We start from the raw sequence: 24,557 nt of genomic DNA on the forward strand, positions 1-24,557 counted from the left end.
CAGGATATGAATTTCTTCCAGAAAATTATTTACGAAGCATCACTTCGATAAAGTCTTTCCAGTTCCCCAGTTCACGTTCAATCATAACAACCTCTCTTATTATTATGGGCATTCTACGAAATCATCATCATTAAAAGAAGGCAATTTAACCGATGGTTGCGATTGATTCCTCCAGTGTTTGGGGTTTATGTGATCACTATGCGCTATACCCATAAATTTTATGTGACTTACTGCAATATTTTGAAATATTCATACATCATCTACTACTTTTGCAATTCTGATGGAAAAACAGGCTGATGCAAACAGGCAGATTCTGATTTTTAGTTATACGGTATTTTTTGGAGCTTTCAGGAATCATTATTCACTGTTGTTCAACAATGTTATATTTTTCTATAACGATTGAATGACAATATGTATTATTCATTGCCACAGAATAAAAGAATAAATATTCAAGTTACGTCAATAAGGATTCAAATGATCACCCTTTACGGCATTAAGAATTGCGACACGATTAAAAAAGCCAGACGCTGGTTGGAGGCTCAAGGTATTGACTACCGCTTTCATGATTATCGCGTCGACGGTCTGGACAACACGCTATTACAGTCCTTTATCAGCGAATTAGGTTGGGAGGCGCTGCTCAATACGCGTGGAACTACCTGGCGTAAACTCGATGAATCCACGCGCAGTCAAATCACCGATGCGGCTTCCGCCGCCGCGTTGATGATTGAAATGCCAGCAATTATCAAACGCCCATTGCTCTGCGCGCCGGGTAAGCCTATGCTGCTTGGTTTCAGTGAATCCAGTTATACTCTGTTTTTTAATGAGGTGTAGTCTATGTCGTGCCCGGTCATTGAGCTGACACAGCAGCTTATTCGCCGTCCTTCCCTGAGCCCGGATGATGCCGGGTGCCAGGCGTTAATGATTGAACGCCTGCGCGCGGTAGGTTTTACCGTTGAGCGAATGGACTTTGGTGACACACAGAATTTTTGGGCATGGCGCGGTAAAGGTGAGACCCTGGCATTTGCCGGTCACACCGACGTAGTGCCTGCCGGCGATGTCGATCGCTGGATCAATCCACCGTTCGAACCGACCATTCGCGATGGCATGTTGTTCGGGCGTGGCGCTGCCGATATGAAGGGTTCACTGGCGGCGATGGTCGTGGCCGCAGAACGTTTTGTCGCCCAGCATCCAAACCATCAGGGTCGTCTGGCCTTTTTGATAACGTCTGACGAAGAAGCCAGCGCCAAAAACGGCACCGTGAAGGTGGTTGAAGCGCTGATGGCGCGTAATGAACGACTGGATTATTGCCTGGTGGGTGAGCCATCCAGCACGGAAATCGTTGGCGACGTGGTGAAAAATGGACGTCGTGGTTCACTGACCTGCAACCTGACCATTCACGGCGTGCAGGGCCACGTAGCCTATCCGCATCTGGCCGATAACCCGGTACACCGCGCGGCCCCCATGCTCAACGAACTGGTGGCGATCGAGTGGGATCAGGGTAACGAATTCTTCCCGGCGACCAGCATGCAGATTGCCAATATCCAGGCTGGAACCGGCAGCAACAACGTTATCCCTGGAGAACTGTTTATCCAGTTCAACTTCCGTTTCAGCACTGAGCTGACCGATGAGATGATTAAAGCACGGGTTCACGCGCTGCTGGATAAACATCAGCTGCGTTATACCGTCGACTGGTGGCTTTCCGGTCAGCCGTTCCTGACCGAACGCGGTAAACTGGTGGATGCAGTGGTGAACGCCATTGAGCACTATAATGAGATTAAACCGCAGTTACTGACTACAGGCGGGACGTCCGACGGGCGTTTTATTGCCCGCATGGGGGCGCAGGTAGTAGAACTTGGGCCGGTCAACGCCACTATTCATAAAATTAATGAATGTGTTAATGCCGCCGACCTGCAGCTGCTTGCCCGTATGTATCAACGTATCATGGAGCAACTCGTCGCCTGATGAGTGTTCCTGTAAGAGGAAATGAGCATGGATTGGCTGGCAAAATATTGGTGGATTCTGGTGTTGGTGTTTCTGGTAGGCGTGCTGCTGAACGTGATTAAAGATCTCAAGCGCGTCGATCACAAGAAATTTCTTGCCAACAAGCCGGAGCTTCCCCCGCATCGTGACTTTAACGATAAATGGGATGACGACGACGATTGGCCGAATAAGGACCAACCGAAGAAATAATTAGTAGGCCGATAAGTCCCGTAGGCCCGGTAAGCGTTAGCGCCACCGGGCATTACGTGCCGGCTGGTAACGTTTCGCGTGTTATCCGGCCTACGGTGATCAATCAGATCATGGTAATCACATCATCATCGTGAGGCTTACCGCCGCTCAGCGCTTCATCAAAGTAGTGCTTCGGTACGGTAAAACGCAGATGATCGAGCGCAAACTGCATGCTGCGTTCATCAATGGCGTGCCCCAGATTTTCGACGATATCCAGCGTCACATCTCCTCCAGCTCGAATTAACGCTTCCTGCGCGGCAACGGCATGAGATAACTCAATTACCCGGTCTTCACCACCGTGAATCAAATGCACCGTCGTCGCGGTGGTTGCAGCCTCTGGCAAGGTGGCATAGCGGCCATTGAAGGCGATGACCCGCGACGCCAGCCCCGGCTCAGCTTTGATGCTCTCAAGTGACATAATCGAACCCTGAGAAAAGCCAATCAGCGCGGTTGCCTGCGGCGAAACGCCGCTTTGCTTCTGCCAGTAGCGCACGGTTTCGATAAACACCGGCATAATGGCGTCAACACGTGCCTGACGATTCTCTTCTGTTACGCCCTGCACCGAAAACCACTGACGTCCGGACGTCGTCCCGTAAGGCTCTGCCCCGCCAATGCTAACGATTAGCGCATCCGGAAACAGCGGCGCAAACCAGGTGCCAATTTCGCCCATAGCAACCGGGTTATCGCCGACGCCATGAAACAGCAGCAGTAGCTGTTGAGCGGGTTTATCGGGACTTTGAACAACAAAATGGTCATGTTTCATGGCGTTCTCCTTAGCTGATGAGAATCATTCTACGCCGCTTAACCGCAATGACCATGCCAGGAAATTGAAGAAGTTAGTGAAAAAATTGCCATTGCATAATGCGATTATGTAGCCGCTGTTCACGCTCTGCATCCAGCTGATTTAATGCCTGTGCCGCTTCGGCGCGCTGAATGACCAGCAACGCTTTACGACCAGAAATCTTGAGCTGTTGGCACAATTCGGCGTCGCTACGTTTAGCCTGGATGCGTCCGCGCAAGGCCGGAAGAGGTAACTCACTGTGCTCAAGCAGACGACTCAGACAGCCTAGCGACGTCAATAATGGCCGATGCGCGAAGGCAAACCCGGCCAGCTCAGCCCAGTCATCCTCATTAAGCGTAGTCTCTTTCAGCGGGACCAGCGGAATGCTCTCACCGTTCCATCGCGCAAGGATTTCCGCATCACGGCGCAAATGCTGGTGCTCCCGCTCGGCAAGGCGTTTCCCCGCTTCGCTAATGGGAAGTAACGCCATGGCGGTATAACAGCCGCTGCTGGCTTCCCGATGATTTCCCATTCGCACCAGCACAAAACCGCAACGTTGCCAGAAACGCCATAGTTCAGCCGTATACCCAAAACTGACCGACAGATAGTCACACGATGTGGAATAGCGGTAGGCCAGCATAATCAGCTGTTGCCCAATACCTTCTCTTTGGCGCGCAGGATGAACCGCAATTCGACTGACCCGTCTCCCGACGAGCGTCGCCGCCAACGGGTCACCACCGTGCGCCGCCAGCGACTGCGCAACCAGATTCCCTCTCGGTCGACGATATCCGGCCCAGACGGCCTGGCTTAATTCCGCGGATAGTCCCCCTTCATCGACCAACCAGACAGCCCCCGCCACGGAGTCAGCGGTTGATGCCTGAAGAAAATGCTGTCCAGGCGCGTCCATCATTCGCCGCAGGTCCAATGGCGAGGTGCGATAATGCGCGCCAGAAAGCAGCTGGTATACCGCTAACGGCAGCGCCGGATTAGCATGCCAGGACTGTTGCTCAAATGCCGAGAAGTGAAGCTCCCCCAATGGGGCATGCGTGAACGTTTCATCATCAAACACCAGCGCATCGCTGACGATTTGCTCCAGCGGACATCCCTGCGCCCAGCGTACCGGTTGCTGCAACTCATAGCGTTGAAGATTGGGGAAGCGAGCACAGAATTTCAGCAAGAAGCCTCTCCCCGTACCCTCGTAGCCTTGTACTGTAGTGGTTAACAGCGTACGAGGAAAACGCGCCACCAGTTGGTGCAGCAGCGGCGCGGGGATCGCGGCGGCTTCATCCACAATTAGCCAGTCTGCGATTGCAGAACTGCTTAACAGCGCATCCGGGGCCATAAAACGGTAACGCTCTCCGGCAAATTGCGCCAGCACATCGGTTGCCGCTTTGGCAGGCGCTGTCACAATCGCAGTGCCGTTAATCCGCGCTATGAGTTGCCCTGCCAGAGCGGACTTGCCCCGACCCCGTGCGGCCGTCACCGCAACCACACCGGGAGGCATAGTCAGTAATTGATTTAATACCATCGCCTGTTCTGGCTGGGGTTCGCCGGTTGCCGCGTGCCAGGCTGCGCGAGCAGGAAAGTGCGGACAGGAAACCGGCTGATGCTGCTGCCAGTGCAGAGCCTGTCTATCGCGGGAAATCACCCGTTTGACGTGTTCAATAAAGTGCGGTGTAGGGATAGGTTCAGCACAATCGCTCCAGCGTAGTGAATCCGCGTCCGGATGCGTGTGCCAGGAATGCCAGGGTGGGGTCAGCAAAACCAGCCAACTGCCAGCAAGCAGTGTGCCGCATAAGGCGGCAAACGCCGCAGCGTCAAAACCCTGCCCTGCGTCAAAAACCGCATGACGAAACTCGCGCCCTAATAATGTTTTTAGCGCCTGCGGCGTACAGCACGGCTCGGTAGGGGCTTGCTCCCCTACCCACAGCCAGTCGCCGGGTAACGTGCTACGTAGCGCTAATGCCTGTTCCTGACACCAATTATCCTCGCCGCTGATAATCAGCAGACGACGGATCCCTTCGTGGGTCATTTGTTCGGTTAACGCGCTCAGCGCCGTGTTATCGGACATCCCTGCCTCAGTATCTTAAATACCTTTACCAAAAGTATTACATTGCCCCGGATCGCCGCTGTCAAAGCCGCGTTTGAACCAGGTAAAACGCTGTTCAGAGGTTCCGTGAGTAAAGCTGTCCGGCACGACGCGTCCTTGTCCCTGCTGTTGCAGACGATCGTCACCAATGGCCTGTGCGGCATTCAGTGCCTCTTCCAGGTCACCAGACTCCAGTACGCCCTGCTGCTGCATGCTGTGGCCCCAGACACCGGCAAAGCAGTCTGCCTGCAGTTCCATTCGAACGGAAAGACGGTTCACTTCTGCCTGTGAGGCATTCTGCTGCATCTGACGAACTTTAGGTTCAATGCCCAGCAGTTTCTGCACGTGGTGACCCACTTCATGGGCGATAACATAGCCCTGAGCAAAATCACCATCAGCGCCCAGCTTGTTTTTCATGTCGTCATAGAATGAAAGGTCGATGTAAACCGTACCATCTGCCGGGCAATAAAACGGCCCCATCACGGACTGACCCGCGCCGCAGCCGGTACGCGTCGCGCCCCGGTACATCACCAGCTTCGGCTGTTGGTAGGTGCGGCCCATTTTTTCAAACTGCTGTCCCCAGGTATCTTCTGTTGTAGCCAGAATCACCGAGGTAAATTTTGCCGCTTCATCATCGTTTGGGCTGATGGAGCGTGATGATTGCTGTTGGGAGACCGGCTGGCCAGTCATTAGCCCGGTGAGATCCACGCCATAGTAACCCGCCACCAGCACCACAATCAGCAGGATGATGCCGCCTTTACCACTGGGCAGACGAAAACCAGGCCCACCCATAGAGGGGCCGCCGCCAGAGCTGTTTCGTCTGTCTTCCACATTGTCACTTTCACGACGCCCTTGCCAGCGCATAATCACCTCAACTTTTTATTCATTATGATGATGATCGTAGGCGGTTCGGAACAGGATTACCATAAGAAATAGTAATCAAATCAGGTGGGGTTAATGAGCCGGAGAGCGATCGCCGGCTCAGGGGAAGATTAGTCTAACTTCACACCCAGGCGATGCGCGACGGCTTCATAGGCTTCGATCAGGCCGCCCAGACTCTGGCGGAAGCGATCTTTGTCCATTTTATCCAGCGTTTCTTTGTCCCACAGGCGGCTACCGTCCGGTGAGAATTCATCACCCAGAACCACTTCACCTTTATACAAACCAAACTCAAGTTTGAAGTCGACCAGAATCAGACCAGCATCATCAAACATCTTTTTCAGCACGTCGTTAGCTTTGTAGGTCAGCTCTTTCATACGTGCCAGATTCTCTTTGCTCACCCAACCAAAAGTTTCGCAATAGGAATCGTTAATCATTGGATCGTGCATAGCATCGTTTTTCAGGAACAGATCAAACAGCGGCGGATTCAGCTCAATACCTTCCTCAACGCCTAAACGCTTAACCAGAGAGCCTGCCGCGCGGTTACGTACCACACATTCAACCGGTACCATCTCCAGTTTTTTCACCAGACATTCGGTATCAGAAAGCAGTCGCTCCATCTGGGTAGGAATACCCGCTTCTTGCAGTTTAGTCATAATGAAATGGTTGAATTTGTTGTTCACCATGCCTTTACGGTCAAACTGTTCAATGCGCGCGCCATCCCCTGCTGACGTATCATTGCGGAATTCGAGCACCAACAGGTCCGGGTTTTCCGTGCTGTATACGGTCTTCGCTTTACCACGATACAACTCAGCTTGCTTTTGCATCTTTATTACTCCTGGGTGTGAATTAACGATAAATATTGCGTTTTTCTGCCGACGCACACGTTTGCGTATCATATCAGAAAAAAAGGGCTGGAGTTATCCAGCCCTTTATTTTTACTTACTGAACGCTGCCTGGAAGACGGCGACCAGCGCGTCGTTCTGGCTTTGCGTCAGGGTATGCCCCTTCGGATCGATAAACTGCAAGCTGCTGCGGTTGTCTAAATCACCGACCTGCAGTTTATAGTCGCCGGATACCAGACCCGGGTCGCTTGCGCCCAACTCCTGCCAGTTGCTATCGGACAGTGGTTTGTAGGTCACCGCGATGCTGCCCTGAGAACGGGTGCTGTCGGTTACCTTCATCCCCACTTTCTCAAGCGCTGCCGGCAGACGCTGCCACACCACGTTGAACGGCCCACGTACCACCAGCATTGGTAAACCTGTGTCATCGGCGGCGCTCTGAACATCCATGGTGGCTGCAGAGCGGTTCTGCGCGGCATTCGCGGCGTCGGTGGCGTTTTTATCCAGACCAGCAGAGATAACGTTCATCATCTCAGCGCTGTAGCGCTGCATTGATGCCGCATCGGCTACGGGTTTACCCGCCTGCTCGAGGTTAACCAGTTTCACCGTTACCGCTTGCTGATAGCCCTGCGGTTTAACCGAGATTTGATAACGTCCACGGTACTGCTCGTCTTCATCCAGACGGTTCCAGTCAACCCAGTCGGTGGTCAACGTCTGGCTGGCATCATCACGTTTGGTGATCGTGTAGTTTTTAGACTGAATGACGCTAACGACCTGCGGCCACAGTGTGTTGCCACGACCGTTTTCCACCAGTAATGTCGACGTATCACCCGCGATCTGTGTGCGAGCACCGGTGACTAATGCTAACGGCTGAGCCGGTGGACGAATATCCAGCGCTTTACCCACGGCACCACTGCCGTTGGTTACCGGGATATTATAGTCGCCCGACATAACCGGCAAAATCATCCCAGCTGGAGCATGAAGCTCAGCAAGCGGTGCGGCCTCCAGATAGGATTCATCACCGCTCACCTGGCGCTTATAGCGCGAGTCAGAGCTACAGGCCGCGAGCAACATAACAAGCGAAACACCCGCAACCTTGGCCAGGCGCGACTTTTGTACTGAGTAAGCCATCAAATCTCCCTAAACTTTACAGCAAACCGGCATGCTTAAGCGCCGCTTTGACGATTTCACGAGCATTGTCCGTGATTGGCGTCATCGGCAGACGTAGCGTATCGGTCGCCACAAGTCCCAACTCCTTACACGCCCATTTCACGGGGATAGGATTGGGTTCGACAAATAGTTTGTTGTGTAACGGCATCAGACGCTGGTTAATCACCCGCGCCTCGGCAAATTGCCCGGCTGCCGCCAGTTTGCACATTTCAGCCATATCACGTGCCGCAACGTTAGACGTTACGGAAATCACGCCATGACCACCGAGCTGCATAAAATCCAGTCCGGTCGCGTCATCACCGCTGAGCAGAATAAAGTCGTCCGAAACCAGCTCTTTGATCTGGTGAACGCGACTTAAGTTCCCCGTGGCCTCTTTAATAGCGATAATATTTTTAACTTTCGCCAGACGACCCACGGTTTCCGGCAGCATATCGCAGCCAGTACGGGACGGCACATTATACAGAATTTGCGGCAGGTCAGTATGCTCAGCGATGGCTTTGAAATGCTGGAACAAACCTTCCTGGGTTGGGCGGTTGTAGTAAGGCGTCACCGTCAGGCAGCCGACAACACCGCTGTCGTTGAAACGCTGCGTCAGACTAATGGCTTCCGCGGTCGCATTGGCGCCGGTTCCGGCAATCACCGGAATACGCCCGTCAGCCAGTTCCAGCGTCATCATCACCACATCGCCATGTTCATCATGACTCAGGGTGGCGGACTCACCGGTGGTGCCAACAGAAACGATCGCCGAGGTGCCGCTGGCGACATGATAATCAATCAGTTTTTTCAGGCTCGACCGGCAGACTTTACCTTTCTCATCCATCGGCGTAACAAGCGCGACAATACTTCCCGTGAACATGGGCCATCCTCTGTGCAAACAAGTGTCTCAATGGTACGTTTGGTACGACAATAAAAGCAAGCGACCAGAGCCGTTCTGATTGTTGTATGCATGTTTTTTTTATGCTTTCCTTATGATTACCTCACCGCTCAAAGGAAGAACAGGTTTGACATCGTCATCGCAACACTATCTGGTCATTACTGCGCTGGGTGCCGATCGCCCAGGAATTGTGAACACCATCACGCGTCATGTCAGCAGTTGCGGCTGTAATATCGAAGACAGCCGACTGGCCATGCTGGGTGATGAGTTCACGTTTATCATGTTGCTGTCGGGCACCTGGAATGCCATCACCCTGATTGAATCAACCCTGCCATTAAAAGGCGCAGAGCTGGATTTACTCATTGTGATGAAGCGCACGACCGCGCGCCCCCGTCCGGCAATGCCTGCTACGGTATGGGTGCAGGTCGATGTCCCTGATTCTCCCCATTTGATTGAACGCTTCACCGCTCTGTTTGACAGCCACCAAATGAATATTGCGGAACTGGTTTCACGCACGCAACCGGCTGAGAATGGAAAGGCGGCGCAGTTGTTTATTCAAATTACCGCACATAGTCCTGCGTCACATGATTCGGCAAATATTGAAGATGCGTTTAAAGCACTCTGTACAGAACTCAATGCGCAAGGCAGTATTAACGTCGTCAATTACTCACAGCATGATGAACAGGATGGAGTTAAGTAATGAACCCACTGAAAGCCGGTGATATCGCACCGAAATTTAGCTTGCCGGATCAAGACGGAGAACAAGTAAATTTAACCGACTTCCAGGGACAGCGTGTTCTGGTTTATTTTTACCCGAAAGCCATGACACCCGGCTGTACCGTACAGGCCTGCGGCCTGCGCGATAACATGGATGAGTTAAAAAAAGCGGGTGTTGAAGTGCTGGGGATCAGCACCGACAAACCAGAGAAGCTTTCCCGATTCGCGGAGAAAGAAGTCCTGAATTTCACGCTCCTGTCCGATGAAGATCATCAGGTTTGCGAGCAGTTCGGCGTCTGGGGTGAGAAGTCATTTATGGGCAAAACCTACGATGGCATCCACCGCATCAGCTTCCTGATTGATGCCGAAGGGAAAATTGAGCATGTGTTTGATGACTTCAAAACCAGCAACCACCACGACGTGGTAATGAATTGGCTGAAAGAGAACGCCTGACCGTGAAATGCCGGATGGCGGCGTGAACGCCTTATCCGGCCTACAAATGCACGCACGTAGGCCGGATAAGACGCGTTAGCGTCGACATCCGGCAGATGACCGCCCGGTTACTCAAACGTCCCTTTCACACACGCTTTCTGCTCCCTGACTACGGCTTTTCCCTTCGCCCACAGGTGATGAACTTCCAGCGCGTCGTTGAGCACCAGAATGTCCGCATCGCATCCCACCGCCAGACGCCCTTTATGCTCCAGTGCCAAAAATTCTGCGACCGTACGCGTAAGCGGACACAGCGCCTGTTCCAGCGGTATGGCATGAACCTTCACCAACTGGCGCACCGTCTCAGCCAGTGATTCAAACCCCGCGACACCGATGCCGGTGAGATTGCCAAGCTCATCAAATTCCGGCTGGCTGCCGTTGCCATCCGAGCTAAGGGTAATGCGCGACAGCGGCACGTTCTGGCGCAGCGCCGTGGCGATAGCCGTGGCCGGGTCGACGGGCTCATCAATGCTGCTGGTAATGTCGATATAACCGCCTTTACGGGCATACTCCAGCGCCGCCTGGAACAACGGTTCCGCACGGTTAACGTGTGTCGGCAACAGTTTAGTAATCGGCACATCGCAACAGTCAAGGATCTGGTACAACGGTTCCAGCATGCGCGGGCTGTCGCCCATATGGAAAACGCTGATCCCCGGTTTGCGCCCTAACAACCCGCCGACACGCGACTGCGCCGCCATATTTGCCAGCGCCGAAGTATCCGGGGCTGAAGAACGATGGTCCGAAACCGCACATTTCACGCCAATAACTTTATCAATCAGCGCCACATCGCGATCGATACTGCCGGTGATCGTCGGGGAAGGCAGAGAATACGCCCCGGTCAGCATCCATGCGCTGATGCCTTCAAACTCCAGCGCGCGGGTTTTTGCCAGCAGCGATTCCGGGTGACGGGTAATGCCATCGGTCCCCAGCAAACCCACCACCGACGTGACGCCAGCTTCAACCAGCCGTGACAAGCGCACTTCCGGCGTGCGGGTATGCGGCCCCGCCTCCCCGCCGCCGCCAATAAGATGGACGTGTTGATCGATAAATCCTGGGCACACAATCGCGCCGTCAAGATTGATACACTCGCAACCGGGAAAGTCTTCAGGAGAAATTGACGGGGCGATGGCAACAATTTTGCTGCCGGAGACCAGTATGTCCTGTCGCCCTAAATCTTCCGGCGCATACACGTGTCCCTGCTGGAACAACGTCAAATCAAGAATTGAACAGTTCATAACCTTCCTTGTCAGGCAATAACCTGCATAACCCAAATAGAGAGCAGCGCATTAATGACGCATACCGCAATAATTAGCGGGTAATAACGAGGATGAACCCCCGCGGTCCCCAGACAACGGCCCACATTTTGCACCGGATTTCCCATCAGGTAGATAGCCGGTAACAACACCGTGGCATCATGTCCCGAAAGCGTTCCGGCGACAACCAGGCTGGCGCACACGCCGACGCCGCCTCCCATACTCATCACCGCTGCCAGCAGCACAGTGGCAGATTCCCCCGGCAGCCCCCACAGCGCCATTACCGGCTCGCATACCCGCCCGACAACCTCGAGCAGCCCTGTCACCTTCAGCGCCTGTATAATCACAAACGCCATCACCACGTTAGGCAACAGACTGGTTGTTGCAATGGTAAACCCGCGCCGTGCGCCATCGATAAACATATCCATGACGTTTTTACGTACCTGTGTTGTCATCTCACGCCTCCTGCTGCATACGGCGATTTTCCAGATGCGCGATCCATACACGCAACAGGTTTGCGCCCACAAATTTGAAGACAAGGATCACCGCCAGCGGCGTAATCACCGGAACGGTCACCATCGTAAACAGCGCTGCGCCAGAAGAAAAATAGTTGGTAATGCATGCGCTGCCGCTGGTTTGCCAGCAGGCAAAAATAGCGCGTTCCTGCTCTGTGATAATGCCCTCTTCCGCCATTTCTTTGGTCATCCCGGCCGCGGCATCGGTATTTTGCAAATTCGCAATCAACGCCAGCGAACAAATACCCGGAATGCCCAGTAACGGACGCAGGACCGGCGTCATCAGCTGTTGTGCCGCGCGCAACCCACCCAGCCCTTCGGTGACAGAAATAATCCCGAGCGAAAGAATGACGGAAGGCGCCAGCTCAAGCGCGAATAAGAAGCCGTCTTTTGCCCCCATCCCCCCTGTGCCACGAAAAGAGACCGCCGTGTCGCCCGCAGCATTAATCTGCCCAAACGCACCGTTGAGGACGGTGAAGTCAAAGACCCGCCACCATTCGGTACTTTTCGCAAACATGCCGGAAAAAAGAATAATCGTAATAAAAAAAGCGAGATAACCGCCCAATCCCACCTTTTGCTGCGTGTGTGTGCTGTGACCCATTTTGTTCTCCTGTTGGCCTTAATCCTTGTGTGACTAAAAGACATCACGCAGGTCAAGTTAAAGATAAATGCGGAGAAAAACGACAGCAGAAGAGATTATTCAGAAAGTGTGGATAGAGGTCAGACAAGTTCAGATCCGGCGACATGATATCGCCGGATCTTGCAGATTAGGGTTCGTCAACGACCTGACCATCCGGCCAGGCATGCATTACCGCTTTGATTAACGTCGCCAGAGGAATCGCAAAGAATACGCCCCAGAATCCCCACAAACCGCCGAAAATCACCACGGAGAGAATAATCACCAGTGGATGCAGATTGACCGCCTCGGAGAACAGCACGGGAACCAGCAAATTGCCGTCCAGTGCCTGGATTATCAGGTACACGGCAAAACAACTCCAGAACTCGGTGCCAAGCCCGAACTGGAACAGCGCCACGCCAACCACCGGAATCGTCACCACAAAAGCGCCGATATACGGGATCAGCACCGAGAACCCGACCAACACCGCCAGCAGCAGCGAATAGTTGAGACCAAACAGCAGGAAGCCGAGCCAGGTTGCTACGCCGACCACCACCATTTCCAGCACCTTCCCGCGGATATAGTTGGTGATTTGCTGATTCATCTCTTTCCATACCTGCCCCGCCAGCCCGCGGTTACGCGGCAGCACCCGGCGCACGGCGTTCAGCATCTGTCCTTTATCTTTGATCAGAAAGAACACCATCAATGGGACGAGAACCAGGTAAACCGCCAGCGTCAGCAAACCGACCAGTGAGGCCAGCGAATATTTCACCACCGAATCGCCCATGGTGAGCATTCGCGAGCGCATATTTTCCGCCATCGCATCAATGATGCCCGCATCCATCAGCGCCGGGTAACGTCGTGGCAAGGTGGCGGCAAAATCAGACAATTTATTGAGCATGCCGGGCATGTCGCGGATCAGGTAAATTCCCTGCTGCCACGCAACGGGCATCACCACAAAGGCCATCAGCAGTAAAATACCGACAAATACCACCAGCACAATCGATGTCGCCCAACGCCGTGAACACCCAATATGTTCCAGCCGCACTGTCGGCCATTCAAGCAGGTACGCCAGCACAATGGCGACCAGCAGCGGCGCCAGAAGACCGCTAAAGAAAAACAGGATGCCAAAACCGGCAACAAGAATAATCAGCAGGGCGATGGCTTCGGGGTCGCTAAAGCGGCGACGATACCATTGCATCAACATTTCGAGCATAAAACCCTTCCATGAACCCAATAGCGGGATTGCGATCCCGAATTGTATCGAAATGTCACAAAAAAGACTTCGCTTTTTATGGCTGATTACGCAAAGTGAAAAGACATTTTTCCTGGGTGTTCATCGTCAGGTTTCGCAGTTACACTCCGTAAGCTTGCGGAGTGTGAACGATACTTCACAGCATCGGTCAAATGGCTATCTCAAAAAAGAATACAGGACAGAGGTTATGTTCAGGCAGTTGAAAAAAAACCTGGTTGCTACCCTCATTGCCGCACTGACTATCGGTCAGGTTGCGCCCGCATTTGCTGATACTGCGGACACCCTGCCTGATATGGGAACGTCGGCAGGCAGTACGCTTTCCATAGGACAGGAAATGCAGATGGGCGATTATTACGTACGCCAACTGCGCGGCAGTGCGCCATTAATTAACGATCCATTGCTCACCCAATACATTAATGCGCTGGGGATGCGTCTGGTCTCGCACGCCGACTCGGTAAAAACGCCCTTCACCTTCTTTTTGATTAACAACGATGAAATCAACGCCTTTGCTTTCTTTGGCGGCAACGTTGTCCTGCACTCCGCACTATTCCGCTATTCCGACAACGAAAGCCAGCTGGCATCGGTTATGGCGCACGAAATTTCCCACGTCACGCAACGCCACCTGGCGCGTGCCATGGAAGACCAGAAACGTAGCGCACCGCTAACGTGGGTTGGCGCATTAGGTTCAATTTTATTAGCAATGGCCAGCCCGCAGGCGGGTATGGCGGCGCTGACCGGTACGCTGGCGGGGACACGTCAGGGAATGATCAGCTTTACGCAGCAAAACGAACAGGAAGCAGATCGCATTGGTATTCAGGTACTGCAACGCTCGGGATTCGATCCCCAGGCCATGCCAACGTTCCTGGAAAAACTGCTCGACCAGGCTCGTTACTCTTCGCGTCCGCCGGAAATTTTGCTGACTCACCCCCTGCCGGAAAGCCGTCTGTCTGATGCCCGTAACCGCGCCAACCAGATGCGCCCGGTGGTCGTCCAGTCGTCAGAAGATTTTTATCTGGCTAAGGCACGAACCTTAGGCATGTACAACTCTGGTCGTAACCAGTTGACCGATGACCTGCTGAGTAGCTGGTCGAAAGGCAACGTACGTGAGCAACGTGCGGCCCAGTATGGCCGGGCATTGCAGGCGATGGAAGCCAGTAAATACGACGAGGCGCGTAAAGCGCTGCAACCGCTGCTGGCGGCGGATCCTAACAATGCCTGGTATCTCGACCTGGCAACGGATATCGATCTCGGCCAGAAGAAAACCAGTGATGCCATTAACCGCCTGAAAAACGCCCGCGACCTGCGCACTAACCCGGTTCTGCAGCTCAACCTGGCGAATGCCTATTTACAGGGTGGACAAGCCAAAGAGGCGGCGACCATCCTGAATCGCTATACGTTTAACCATAAAGATGACCCTAACGGCTGGGATCTGTTAGCGCAAACGGAAGCCAACCTGAGCAACCGCGATCAGGAGCTGGCGGCGCGCGCGGAGGGGTATGCCCTCGCGGGACGTCTGGATCAGGCTATTTCGATGCTCAGCAGCGCAAGCTCTCAGGTGAAACTGGGTAGCCAGCAGCAGGCCAGATACGATGCCCGTATTGACCAGCTACGCCAGCTGCAAGAACGCTTTAAACCGTACACGAAGATGTAATTATCGAACCTTTGCCGGATGGCGACGCTGTCGCGTCTTATCCGGCCTACGTCAGACGCAATATGTAGGCCGGATAAGGTCTTTTGGCCGCCATCCGGCAGTATTGTTATGCAAGGAGAAGTCATGTCAGACGCGATTAAAATCTACCATAACCCACGCTGCTCCAAGAGCCGTGAAACGCTGGAATTACTGAAGTCCAACGGCGTGGACCCGGAAGTGGTGTTGTATCTGGAAACGCCGGCTGACGCAGCAACCCTGCGCGAACTGCTGCAGATGCTCGGTATGTCCAGCGCGCGTGAACTGATGCGCCAGAAAGAGGATCTCTATAAATCGCTTAACCTAGCGGACAAAAATCTGAGTGAAGATGCGCTGATTCAGGCAATGGTAGAAAACCCGAAACTGATGGAGCGCCCGATCGTGGTTGCCAAAGGTCAGGCTCGAATTGGACGCCCGCCTGAGCAGGTACTGGAAATCGTCGGTTAACCTGCAATCTGCCGCAGTCTTCTCGGCTGCGGCGCTTACAGCTTCAGAATTTCTTTTACGAACGGAATGGTCAGCTTACGCTGGGCGGTGATCGACGCATGATCTAACTGATCCAACGTCATAAACAGCGTTCGCATTTCACGATCCAGACGTTTCAGCAGAAAACGTCCCACATCTTCCGGCAGTTCAAATCCACGAAGTCTGGCGCGTAATTGCAACGCCTGCAGCTTATCTTCATCGGAAAGCGGTTGTAGCTTGTAGATTTGCCCCCAGTCCAGGCGTGAGGCGAGATCCGGCAACCCCAGATTCAGCTGTCTTGGCGGACGATCGCCGGTGATCAGCAAGCGCGTTTTCCCCGACTCCAGGATACGGTTGTAGAGATCAAAGATCGCCATTTCCCACAGCGAATCACCGGCCACACATTCGATGTTATCAATGCAAACCAGCGATAAATGCTCCATCCCGTCGAGCACCTCGGGGACGAACCAGGTGCGTTTGTCGAGCGGCACGTAGCCTACCGCATCGCCGCGCGCGGAGAGTTCCGCACAGGCTGCATGCAGCAAATGACTACGGCCAGCGCCTTCACGCGACCAGAGATAAATATACCCGCTATGTTCCTGACGCAGCACGTTTTGCAGTGCAGCCAGTAAAGAGGAGTTATCCCCCGGCCAGAAACTTGCGAAAGTTTCGTCGTCAGGAAGATAAAGTGGCAAAGAGAGCTGTGCCGGTGTGTTCAGAGATACCTCAACCCAGGATTTCATAAAATCGCGTTGAGTTTAACACAGAAATACGTCGCGATAGAACCGGGCAGCGCTGCCGCCCGGTCAGAGATTTACTGTTGCGGACTGTCTGCATCTTTCGCGTCAAGCACGACTTCTTCCGGACGCAGCAGGCTGATAACTTTGAAAATCAGGCTCAGACAGACACCAACGATGGTCGCCAGCGCCATGCCTTTCAGCTCTGCGGCACCGATGTGAACTTTCGCGCCACTTACGCCGATGATCAAAATAACCGAGGTCAGGATCAGGTTCTGCGCCTTGTTATAGTCAACCTTCGACTCGATCAGTACGCGAATACCAGAAGCACCAATCACACCGTACAGCAGCAGTGATACGCCGCCCATCACCGGCAGTGGGATAATTTGGATCGCCGCCGCCAGTTTACCCACGCAGGAGAGCAGAATGGCGAAAATTGCCGCACCGCCGATAACCCAGGTACTGTAAACGCGGGTAATCGCCATTACGCCGATATTTTCGCCGTACGTGGTGTTCGGCGTAGAGCCGAAGAAACCAGAGATTACCGTAGACAGACCGTTGGCAAACATAGAACGATGCAAGCCAGGATCGCGAATCAAATCTTTTTTCACGATATTCGCCGTCACCACCAGATGCCCGACGTGTTCGGCGATGACCACCAGCGCCGCTGGCAGGATGGTCAGAATGGCAACCCATTCAAAACGCGGCGTGTAGAACGTCGGCAGCGCGAACCAGTGGGCCTGCGCAATTGGCGTAGTGTCCACAACGCCCATCACGAAGGAGAGCGCATAACCGGCCAGCACCCCGATCAGAATCGGGATAATCGCCATAAAACCGCGGAACAATACTGAACCAAAGACCGTTACCGCCAGCGTTACCATAGAAATGATGATGGTTTTTGAATCCGGTAATTGCCCCTCAGCAGGCAGTAACCCCGCCATACCCGCAGCAACGCCAGCCAGCTCCAGACCGATGACGGCAACGATTGCGCCCATCGCCGCAGGCGGGAACATGACATCCAGCCAGCCGGTTCCTGCCTTCTTAACAATGAAAGAAACCAGGCAGAACAGGACGCCACACATAATGAAACCGCCCAGCGCCACTTCATACCCTAACGGCAGCAGCAGCAGTACCGGGGAAATAAAGGCAAAGCTGGAACCCAGATATGCGGGAATTTTACCCTTACAAATAAAGAGATACAGCAACGTACCAATGCCGTTAAACAGCAGAACGGTAGCCGGGTTGATGTGGAACAGGACTGGCACCAGTACCGTTGCGCCAAACATGGCGAACAGGTGCTGCAAACTAAGCGGGATTGTCTGTAAAAGCGGCGGTCTTTCACTCACCCCGATAGCACGGCGCGTCATAGTGTTTTCCTCTGAGTGTTGTTTGTTATTAGCCATTGGGTTGTTTTATTCAAAAAAAAGCCGACTCTTAAAGTCGGCTTCTTTTCACTTATTCGTTTACTTAGTACCAAAAATCTTATCGCCGGCATCGCCGAGCCCCGGAATAATGTATCCGTGCTCGTTCAGTCCCTGATCGATGGAGGCGGTGTACAGCTCCACATCCGGGTGCGCTTTTTCCAGTGCCGCGATACCTTCCGGTGCAGCAACCAGGACCAGCACTTTAATGCTGGTGCAGCCTGCATTTTTCAGCAGATCGATAGTGGCGATAACAGAGCCGCCGGTTGCCAGCATTGGGTCAACGATCAGCGCCATACGCTCATCGATGTTAGAAACCAGCTTCTGGAAATACGGAACCGGCTCCAGCGTCTCTTCGTTACGGTACATACCAACAACGCTGATACGCGCGCTCGGAACGTTTTCCAGAACGCCTTCCATCATGCCCAGACCCGCACGCAGGATAGGCACAACGGTGATTTTTTTGCCTTTGATTTGGTCAACTTCAACTGGACCGTTCCAGCCTTCAATGGTCACCTTTTCGGTTTCCAGACCAGCGGTTGCTTCATAAGTCAGCAGACTGCCAACTTCCGAGGCGAGTTCACGAAAGCGTTTAGTGCTGATGTCGTTTTCACGCATCAGTCCCAGCTTGTGTTTGACGAGTGGGTGTTTGACTTCCACGATCTTCATACTCTTCTCCTTTCCTCAGACGAATGGCAACCACAAAAAAAATCGTCGGATTATACCGCTTTTCCTCTCTGGCGCAACACTGCATACGCTTGATATGGATCAACCAAAGTCATTTGCGTCTGAATGATGAGTATAAAACAAGCCCCGCACTGATGGCGGGGCTTGCTGTCAACGCTATGAATTTTAAAGATATTCAGCATTGGTCTGGATGACTTTTTGATACCACGAAAAAGATTTTTTAGGTGAGCGCGTTAATGTCCCACTACCGTCATTATTTTTATCGACATAGATAAACCCGTAGCGTTTTTTCATCTCCCCTGTCCCGGCAGAGACTAAATCAATGCAGCCCCACGGGGTATATCCCATCAGATCCACGCCATCTTCCACCACCGCTTTTTTCATCTCACGTATGTGGGCGGCAAGGTAGTCGATACGGTACTGGTCGTTAACTGTACCATCGTCCTCGCGCACATCAATGGCGCCAAATCCATTCTCCACAATAAATAGTGGCAGTTGATAATGATCCCAGAACCAGTTCAGTGAATAACGCAGGCCAACCGGATCAATCTGCCAGCCCCAGTCCGATTTCTGCACGTACGGGTTGGAAACCAGGCTTTTCGACTCGTCGTAATCCAGCTGTGGGTTGTCCGCCGTTGCCTGGGTCGCGAAAGACATATAATAGCTAAAGCCGATGTAATCAACACAGCCCTCGGTCAGCGCCTGACGGTCTTCCTCGGTGATATCCAGTTCAAAGCCACGGCGGGTAAAGTAGTTGAGAAGATGCCGCGGGTATTTGCCGCGAACATGGACGTCAGTAAACCAGTAACGCCGGTGCATGGCATTCATCGCCATCATCATATCGTCTGGCGCGCAGGTCAGCGGATAGATTGGACACATGGCAATCATGCACCCTATTTGTAATTCCGGGTTAATCTCACGCGCGACCTTTACCGCCAGCGCGCTTGCCACCAGCTCATAGTGCGCCGCCTGGTACATAACCGGCTCGCGGTCTTCGCCTGGCTGGTATTTCAGACCTGAGTTAGTAAAGGGCGCGAAATCTTCGTGATAATTTGCCTGGTTGTTAATCTCATTAAACGTCATCCAGTACTTCACTTTGTGCTGGTAACGAGTGAATACCACCCTGGCAAAACGGACAAAGAAATCGATAAGCTTGCGGTTGCGCCAGCCGCCGTACTCCGTCACCAGATGGTAAGGCATCTCAAAATGCGACAGCGTAATCACCGGCTCAATGCCATATTTCAGGCATTCGTCAAACAGGTCATCATAGAACTGTAGGCCAGCCTCATTGGGTTGTTCTTCATCGCCTAAGGGGAAAATACGTGTCCAGGCAATAGAGGTGCGAAAACATTTAAACCCCATTTCGGCAAACAGCTTTATGTCGTCTTTATAGCGACGATAGAAATCGATGGCCTCGTGGTTAGGGTAATTTTTACCGGCAATCACACCGTCGGTAATTTCACGCGCCACCCCATGCGCTCCCGCGGTCATGACATCGGCAACGCTGACGCCTTTTCCGCCCTCCTGCCAGCCACCTTCCAGTTGATGAGCAGCGACAGCACCACCCCACATGAAATCTGCTTTAAATCCTGACATACCCTTCCCCTATCGTGATGACTCTGCGCAAAACGCTGTTGATGAGGTCCGCAACAGAAAACAGAAACCGGTTTCAGTACGATACTGTGCATTCGGCTAACAGGATTCAAGCACAAGACTGTACCCGGTTTCATTTTCGTGGCGCAGCTCAAACAAATAGATAAATGATTGTAAAATGCTGAAAAAACCAGCAGATAAAACTTGATGCAGAGCAGGCTCGCAAACGTTTGCTTTCCCTGTTAGAATTGCGCCGAATTTAACTTTTACTGCAAGTAAACATGTGGGGAAGCAGGCAGTGACCGATAAAACCTCTCTTAGCTACAAAGATGCCGGTGTTGATATTGATGCAGGTAATGCTCTGGTTGATCGAATCAAAGGCGTAGTAAAGAAAACTCGTCGTCCGGAAGTTATGGGTGGTCTGGGTGGCTTCGGTGCGCTGTGCGCATTGCCGCAAAAATATCGTGAACCGGTACTGGTTTCCGGCACTGATGGCGTTGGTACAAAACTGCGTCTGGCGATGGATCTGAAACGCCACGACACTATCGGCATTGACCTCGTCGCAATGTGCGTCAACGACCTCGTGGTTCAGGGCGCTGAGCCGCTGTTCTTCCTCGACTACTATGCAACCGGCAAACTGGATGTGGACACCGCAGCCAGCGTCATTAACGGGATTGCCGAAGGCTGCCTGCAGTCTGGCTGTGCGCTGGTCGGTGGGGAAACAGCTGAAATGCCGGGGATGTACCACGGCGAAGATTACGACGTGGCAGGTTTCTGCGTTGGCGTCGTCGAAAAATCAGAGATTATCGACGGTTCAAAAGTGGCTGACGGTGACGTACTGATTGCGCTCGGCTCCAGCGGCCCGCACTCCAACGGCTACTCTCTGGTGCGTAAAATTGTAGAAGTCAGCGGTTGTGACCCAGAAACCACCGAGCTTGAAGGCAAGCCGCTGGCCGATCACTTACTGGCCCCTACCCGCATTTACGTGAAATCCATTCTGGAACTGATCGAGAAGGTTGATGTGCACGCCATTGCCCACCTGACCGGCGGCGGCTTCTGGGAAAATATTCCACGCGTTCTGCCAGACAACACGCAGGCAGTGATCGACGAATCTTCATGGCAGTGGCCAGCCGTCTTCAACTGGCTGCAAACGGCGGGTAACGTCAGCCAGCATGAGATGTATCGCACCTTTAACTGCGGTGTAGGTATGGTTATCGCCCTGCCAGCTCCGGAAGTGGACAAAGCCCTTGCTTTGCTCAATGAGAAAGGTGAAAACGCATGGAAAATCGGTATCATCAAAGCTTCTGATTCCGAACAGCGTGTGGTCATTGAATGAAAAACATTGTGGTGCTCATTTCCGGCAACGGAAGCAATTTGCAGGCGATAATCGACGCCTGCGAACAGAAAAAAATCAATGGCACCATACGTGCAATATTCAGTAACAAGGCCGATGCGTTCGGCCTTGAGCGCGCACGCGAAGCGAATATTCCGGCACACTCGCTGGAAGCTGCCCAGTTTGCCAGTCGCGAAGCATTCGACCGCCAACTGATACAAGAGATTGACGCCTATGCACCCGATGTCGTGGTGCTGGCCGGTTATATGCGTATCCTCAGCCCGGCATTTGTCGCTCACTATGCTGAACGATTGCTGAATATCCACCCGTCTTTATTGCCGAAGTATCCCGGCCTGCATACGCATCGCCAGGTACTGGAAAACGGCGATGAAGAACATGGTACCTCAGTCCATTTCGTGACGGATGAGTTGGACGGCGGACCGGTCATTCTCCAGGCCAAAGTTCCAGTATTTGAAGGCGACAGCGAAGATGATGTCACGGCACGGGTTCAGGCTCAGGAACATACCATTTACCCGTTGGTGGTAAGCTGGTTTATCGACGGTCGCCTGAAGATGCGTGATAACGCTGCATGGCTGGATGGCGTTCGTTTGCCTCCACAAGGCTACGCCGCCGACGAATAATAAAAAACCAACCTGTAAGCCGAATGTCACCATCCGGCTTACAGGCATAACTACCTTTTCCGGTTAATACCACCGGTATTCATCTACGCCCCCCTTTCTCTTTGCTATCAGACGGTTTATTGTCATATTTTTCTGGCACAGTTGGACATCTGAGAGCAATGCTCGCCATAATAAATCGGTAGTGTCCCGTGAATGAAACGGAGTAAAAGTGGTAATGGGTCAGGAAAAGCTATACATCGAGAAAGAACTCAGCTGGTTAGCGTTCAACGAACGTGTACTCCAGGAAGCTGCTGATAAGTCAAACCCGTTGATCGAACGGATGCGTTTCTTAGGCATCTATTCCAATAACCTCGACGAGTTTTATAAGGTTCGTTTTGCCGAACTGAAGCGCCGAATCATTATTAGCGAAGAACAGGGTTCAAACTCTCACTCCCGCCATTTGTTAGGCAAAATCCAGGCCCGCGTATTAAAAGCCGATCAGGAATTTGACGGCCTGTACAACGAGTTGCTGTTGGAAATGGCGCGCAATCAGATTTTCTTAATCAATGAACGCCAGTTGTCTGTTAATCAGCAAAGCTGGTTGCGTCATTACTTCAAGCAATATCTTCGCCAGCACATCACGCCGATCCTGATTAACCGCGAGACGGATTTAGTCCAGTTTTTGAAAGATGACTACACCTATCTGGCGGTAGAAATTATCCGTGGTGATACGATCCGCTACGCGCTGCTGGAAATCCCTTCCGACAAGGTTCCCCGTTTTGTGAATCTGCCGCCGGAAACCCCGCGCCGTCGCAAACCGATGATCCTGCTGGACAACATCTTACGTTACTGCCTTGACGACATTTTCAAAGGGTTCTTTGACTACGACGCACTGAACGCCTATTCGATGAAAATGACCCGTGACGCCGAATACGATTTGGTGCACGAGATGGAATCGAGCCTGATGGAGCTGATGTCATCCAGCCTGAAACAGCGTCTGACCGCAGAACCTGTACGTTTTGTCTATCAGCGTGACATGCCCAATGCACTGGTCGAAGTACTGCGTGAAAAACTGACGATTTCTCGCTACGACTCGATTGTTCCCGGCGGGCGTTACCATAACTTCAAAGACTTTATTAACTTCCCTAACGTTGGCAAAGCTAACCTGGTGAACAAACCGCTGCCGCGTCTGCGCCATATCTGGTTCGACAACGAGAAGTTTCGTAACGGCTTTGACGCCGTTCGCGAACGCGACGTGCTGCTGTATTACCCCTATCACACCTTTGAGCACGTTCTTGAACTGCTGCGCCAGGCCTCTTTCGACCCGAGCGTGCTGGCTATAAAGATCAACATCTACCGTGTGGCAAAAGATTCACGCATCATAGATTCAATGATCCATGCCGCGCACAACGGTAAGAAAGTCACCGTGGTGGTGGAATTGCAGGCCCGCTTCGATGAAGAAGCCAACATCCATTGGGCCAAGCGTCTTACCGAAGCAGGCGTTCACGTCATCTTCTCCGCGCCAGGCCTGAAAATTCACGCCAAACTGTTCCTTATCTCGCGTAAAGAAGGTGATGAAGTCGTGCGCTATGCGCATATCGGGACGGGGAACTTCAACGAAAAAACGGCACGCCTGTATACCGACTACTCGTTGCTAACTGCCGATTCGCGCATTACCAACGAAGTGCGTCGGGTGTTTAACTTCATCGAGAACCCGTATCGCCCGGTGACGTTCGATTATCTGCTGGTTTCCCCGCAGAACTCACGCCGTCTGCTGTACGCGATGATCGACAAAGAAATCGCCAACGCGCAGCAAGGACTGCCTTCCGGCATTACGCTAAAACTGAATAACCTGGTCGATAAAGGTCTGGTTGACCGCCTCTATGCGGCCTCAAGCTCAGGTGTGCCGGTCAATTTGTTGATTCGTGGTATGTGTTCTTTGATTCCGAATCTGGAAGGTATCAGCGACAATATTCGCGTTATCAGCATCGTTGATCGCTATCTTGAACATGACCGGGTCTATATCTTCGAGAACGGAGGTGACAAGCAGGTGTATCTCTCCTCCGCTGACTGGATGACAAGAAACATCGACTATCGTATCGAAGTTGCCACACCGCTTCTTGACCCGCGCCTTAAGCAACGCGTGCTGGATATTATCGATATCCTGTTCAGCGACACGGTGAAAGCCCGCTTTATTGATAAAGAACTGAGTAATCGCTACGTACCGCGCGGAAACCGCCGTAAGGTTCAGTCACAATTGGCGATTTACGATTACATCAAATCACTCGAGCAACCTGACTAAAGA

At 52.7% G+C, this 24,557-nt stretch carries 25 protein-coding genes; 10 read left to right on the top strand and 15 right to left on the bottom strand.

All coding sequences use genetic code 11. The annotated features are described in order from the left end of the window. Positions 1–25: 25 nt before the first annotated feature. A complete protein-coding gene (ypfM, locus tag C2U43_RS18645; RefSeq protein WP_001386977.1) occupies positions 26–85 on the bottom strand; it encodes a protein YpfM in 60 nt (19 codons plus the stop codon). Between the two features lie 389 nt (positions 86–474). Between ypfM and C2U43_RS18650 the strand changes: the two genes are divergently transcribed. The 3 genes from C2U43_RS18650 to C2U43_RS18660 are packed head-to-tail and all read left to right on the top strand — an operon-like array spanning position 475 to position 2,190. Beyond that, positions 475–831, top strand: coding sequence for an ArsC family reductase (locus C2U43_RS18650; RefSeq protein WP_003835078.1), 357 nt, complete (start codon positions 475–477; stop codon positions 829–831). 3 nt (positions 832–834) lie between these two features. After that, entirely contained in the window at positions 835–1,962 is a 1,128-nt protein-coding gene (gene dapE, locus C2U43_RS18655) for a succinyl-diaminopimelate desuccinylase (RefSeq protein WP_103285619.1), read from the top strand. 27 nt (positions 1,963–1,989) lie between these two features. After that, a complete protein-coding gene (locus tag C2U43_RS18660; RefSeq protein ID WP_003835080.1) occupies positions 1,990–2,190 on the top strand; it encodes a YpfN family protein in 201 nt (66 codons plus the stop codon). A 103-nt stretch (positions 2,191–2,293) separates the two neighbouring features. On the opposite strand, the gene ypfH is transcribed toward C2U43_RS18660, so the two are convergent. The 6 genes from ypfH to dapA form a co-directional block, all read right to left on the bottom strand. Beyond that, on the bottom strand, positions 2,294–2,992 hold the full coding sequence (gene ypfH, locus C2U43_RS18665; protein ID WP_103285620.1) for an esterase: 699 nt from the start codon (positions 2,990–2,992) through the stop codon (positions 2,294–2,296). A gap of 73 nt (positions 2,993–3,065) precedes the next feature. Beyond that, positions 3,066–5,081, bottom strand: a complete 2,016-nt coding sequence (locus tag C2U43_RS18670) for a tRNA(Met) cytidine acetyltransferase TmcA (RefSeq protein ID WP_103285621.1) — start codon at positions 5,079–5,081, stop codon at positions 3,066–3,068. A 15-nt stretch (positions 5,082–5,096) separates the two neighbouring features. Then, positions 5,097–5,963, bottom strand: a complete 867-nt coding sequence (gene ypfJ / locus C2U43_RS18675) for a KPN_02809 family neutral zinc metallopeptidase (RefSeq protein WP_003037967.1) — start codon at positions 5,961–5,963, stop codon at positions 5,097–5,099. A 128-nt stretch (positions 5,964–6,091) separates the two neighbouring features. Further along, the gene (gene purC, locus C2U43_RS18680; protein ID WP_003835086.1) at positions 6,092–6,805 is read right to left on the bottom strand and encodes a phosphoribosylaminoimidazolesuccinocarboxamide synthase; all 714 of its coding nucleotides are present in this window, start codon (positions 6,803–6,805) and stop codon (positions 6,092–6,094) included. A gap of 111 nt (positions 6,806–6,916) precedes the next feature. After that, positions 6,917–7,951, bottom strand: coding sequence for an outer membrane protein assembly factor BamC (bamC, locus tag C2U43_RS18685; protein ID WP_003835088.1), 1,035 nt, complete (start codon positions 7,949–7,951; stop codon positions 6,917–6,919). Between the two features lie 16 nt (positions 7,952–7,967). Beyond that, positions 7,968–8,846 (bottom strand): 4-hydroxy-tetrahydrodipicolinate synthase, encoded by an 879-nt coding sequence (dapA, locus tag C2U43_RS18690; RefSeq protein WP_003037957.1) that lies wholly within the window; start codon positions 8,844–8,846, stop codon positions 7,968–7,970. A gap of 145 nt (positions 8,847–8,991) precedes the next feature. On the opposite strand from dapA, the gene C2U43_RS18695 reads away from it, so the two are divergent. Both C2U43_RS18695 and bcp read left to right on the top strand, forming a co-directional pair. After that, complete coding sequence (locus tag C2U43_RS18695; RefSeq protein ID WP_003037954.1) at positions 8,992–9,564, top strand: glycine cleavage system transcriptional repressor; 573 nt, start codon at positions 8,992–8,994, stop codon at positions 9,562–9,564. Then, positions 9,564–10,034 carry a thioredoxin-dependent thiol peroxidase gene (gene bcp / locus C2U43_RS18700; RefSeq protein WP_003835095.1) on the top strand — a complete coding sequence of 157 codons (471 nt, stop codon included), beginning with the start codon at positions 9,564–9,566 and terminating at the stop codon, positions 10,032–10,034. The genes C2U43_RS18695 and bcp overlap by 1 nt, the downstream gene beginning before the upstream one ends. Positions 10,035–10,141: 107 nt before the next feature. Here bcp and iadA read toward each other — a convergent pair whose 3' ends face one another. From iadA to C2U43_RS18720, 4 genes are all read right to left on the bottom strand, one after another. Continuing rightward, positions 10,142–11,305 (bottom strand): beta-aspartyl-peptidase, encoded by a 1,164-nt coding sequence (gene iadA, locus C2U43_RS18705; protein ID WP_008785436.1) that lies wholly within the window; start codon positions 11,303–11,305, stop codon positions 10,142–10,144. 11 nt (positions 11,306–11,316) lie between these two features. Beyond that, positions 11,317–11,778, bottom strand: coding sequence for a YjiG family protein (locus C2U43_RS18710; protein WP_003835099.1), 462 nt, complete (start codon positions 11,776–11,778; stop codon positions 11,317–11,319). Position 11,779: 1 nt separating this feature from the next. Then, positions 11,780–12,439 (bottom strand): nucleoside recognition domain-containing protein, encoded by a 660-nt coding sequence (locus tag C2U43_RS18715; RefSeq protein WP_103285622.1) that lies wholly within the window; start codon positions 12,437–12,439, stop codon positions 11,780–11,782. Positions 12,440–12,605: 166 nt separating this feature from the next. Beyond that, positions 12,606–13,670, bottom strand: a complete 1,065-nt coding sequence (locus C2U43_RS18720; protein ID WP_003037941.1) for an AI-2E family transporter — start codon at positions 13,668–13,670, stop codon at positions 12,606–12,608. Between the two features lie 226 nt (positions 13,671–13,896). On the opposite strand from C2U43_RS18720, the gene bepA reads away from it, so the two are divergent. Together bepA and arsC are read left to right on the top strand one after the other, a co-directional pair. Then, positions 13,897–15,360, top strand: coding sequence for a beta-barrel assembly-enhancing protease (gene bepA, locus C2U43_RS18725; protein ID WP_008785438.1), 1,464 nt, complete (start codon positions 13,897–13,899; stop codon positions 15,358–15,360). 123 nt (positions 15,361–15,483) lie between these two features. Continuing rightward, positions 15,484–15,843, top strand: coding sequence for an arsenate reductase (glutaredoxin) (gene arsC / locus C2U43_RS18730; protein WP_003037937.1), 360 nt, complete (start codon positions 15,484–15,486; stop codon positions 15,841–15,843). A 35-nt stretch (positions 15,844–15,878) separates the two neighbouring features. Here arsC and C2U43_RS18735 read toward each other — a convergent pair whose 3' ends face one another. The 4 genes from C2U43_RS18735 to C2U43_RS18750 all read right to left on the bottom strand — a co-directional run bounded on the left by C2U43_RS18735 (position 15,879) and on the right by C2U43_RS18750 (position 20,302). Then, complete coding sequence (locus C2U43_RS18735; protein ID WP_211924219.1) at positions 15,879–16,580, bottom strand: DnaA inactivator Hda; 702 nt, start codon at positions 16,578–16,580, stop codon at positions 15,879–15,881. A gap of 95 nt (positions 16,581–16,675) precedes the next feature. Then, complete coding sequence (gene uraA / locus C2U43_RS18740) at positions 16,676–17,965, bottom strand: uracil permease (RefSeq protein ID WP_003835107.1); 1,290 nt, start codon at positions 17,963–17,965, stop codon at positions 16,676–16,678. Positions 17,966–18,061: 96 nt separating this feature from the next. Then, a complete protein-coding gene (upp, locus tag C2U43_RS18745; RefSeq protein ID WP_003835110.1) occupies positions 18,062–18,688 on the bottom strand; it encodes a uracil phosphoribosyltransferase in 627 nt (208 codons plus the stop codon). 183 nt (positions 18,689–18,871) lie between these two features. Then, positions 18,872–20,302, bottom strand: coding sequence for a 6-phospho-beta-glucosidase (locus C2U43_RS18750; protein WP_103285623.1), 1,431 nt, complete (start codon positions 20,300–20,302; stop codon positions 18,872–18,874). 295 nt (positions 20,303–20,597) lie between these two features. Between C2U43_RS18750 and purM the strand changes: the two genes are divergently transcribed. From purM to ppk1, 3 genes are all read left to right on the top strand, one after another. After that, positions 20,598–21,635, top strand: a complete 1,038-nt coding sequence (gene purM / locus C2U43_RS18755; protein ID WP_020996702.1) for a phosphoribosylformylglycinamidine cyclo-ligase — start codon at positions 20,598–20,600, stop codon at positions 21,633–21,635. Continuing rightward, positions 21,632–22,273, top strand: a complete 642-nt coding sequence (purN, locus tag C2U43_RS18760; protein ID WP_103285624.1) for a phosphoribosylglycinamide formyltransferase — start codon at positions 21,632–21,634, stop codon at positions 22,271–22,273. The genes purM and purN overlap by 4 nt, the downstream gene beginning before the upstream one ends. Positions 22,274–22,487: 214 nt before the next feature. Further along, positions 22,488–24,554, top strand: a complete 2,067-nt coding sequence (ppk1, locus tag C2U43_RS18765) for a polyphosphate kinase 1 (RefSeq protein WP_032944192.1) — start codon at positions 22,488–22,490, stop codon at positions 24,552–24,554. Positions 24,555–24,557: the final 3 nt, after the last annotated feature.

Origin of the sequence: Citrobacter freundii complex sp. CFNIH9, assembly GCF_002903305.1 — a bacterium.
In the GTDB taxonomy this organism is placed as follows: Bacteria; Pseudomonadota; Gammaproteobacteria; order Enterobacterales; family Enterobacteriaceae; genus Citrobacter; species Citrobacter portucalensis.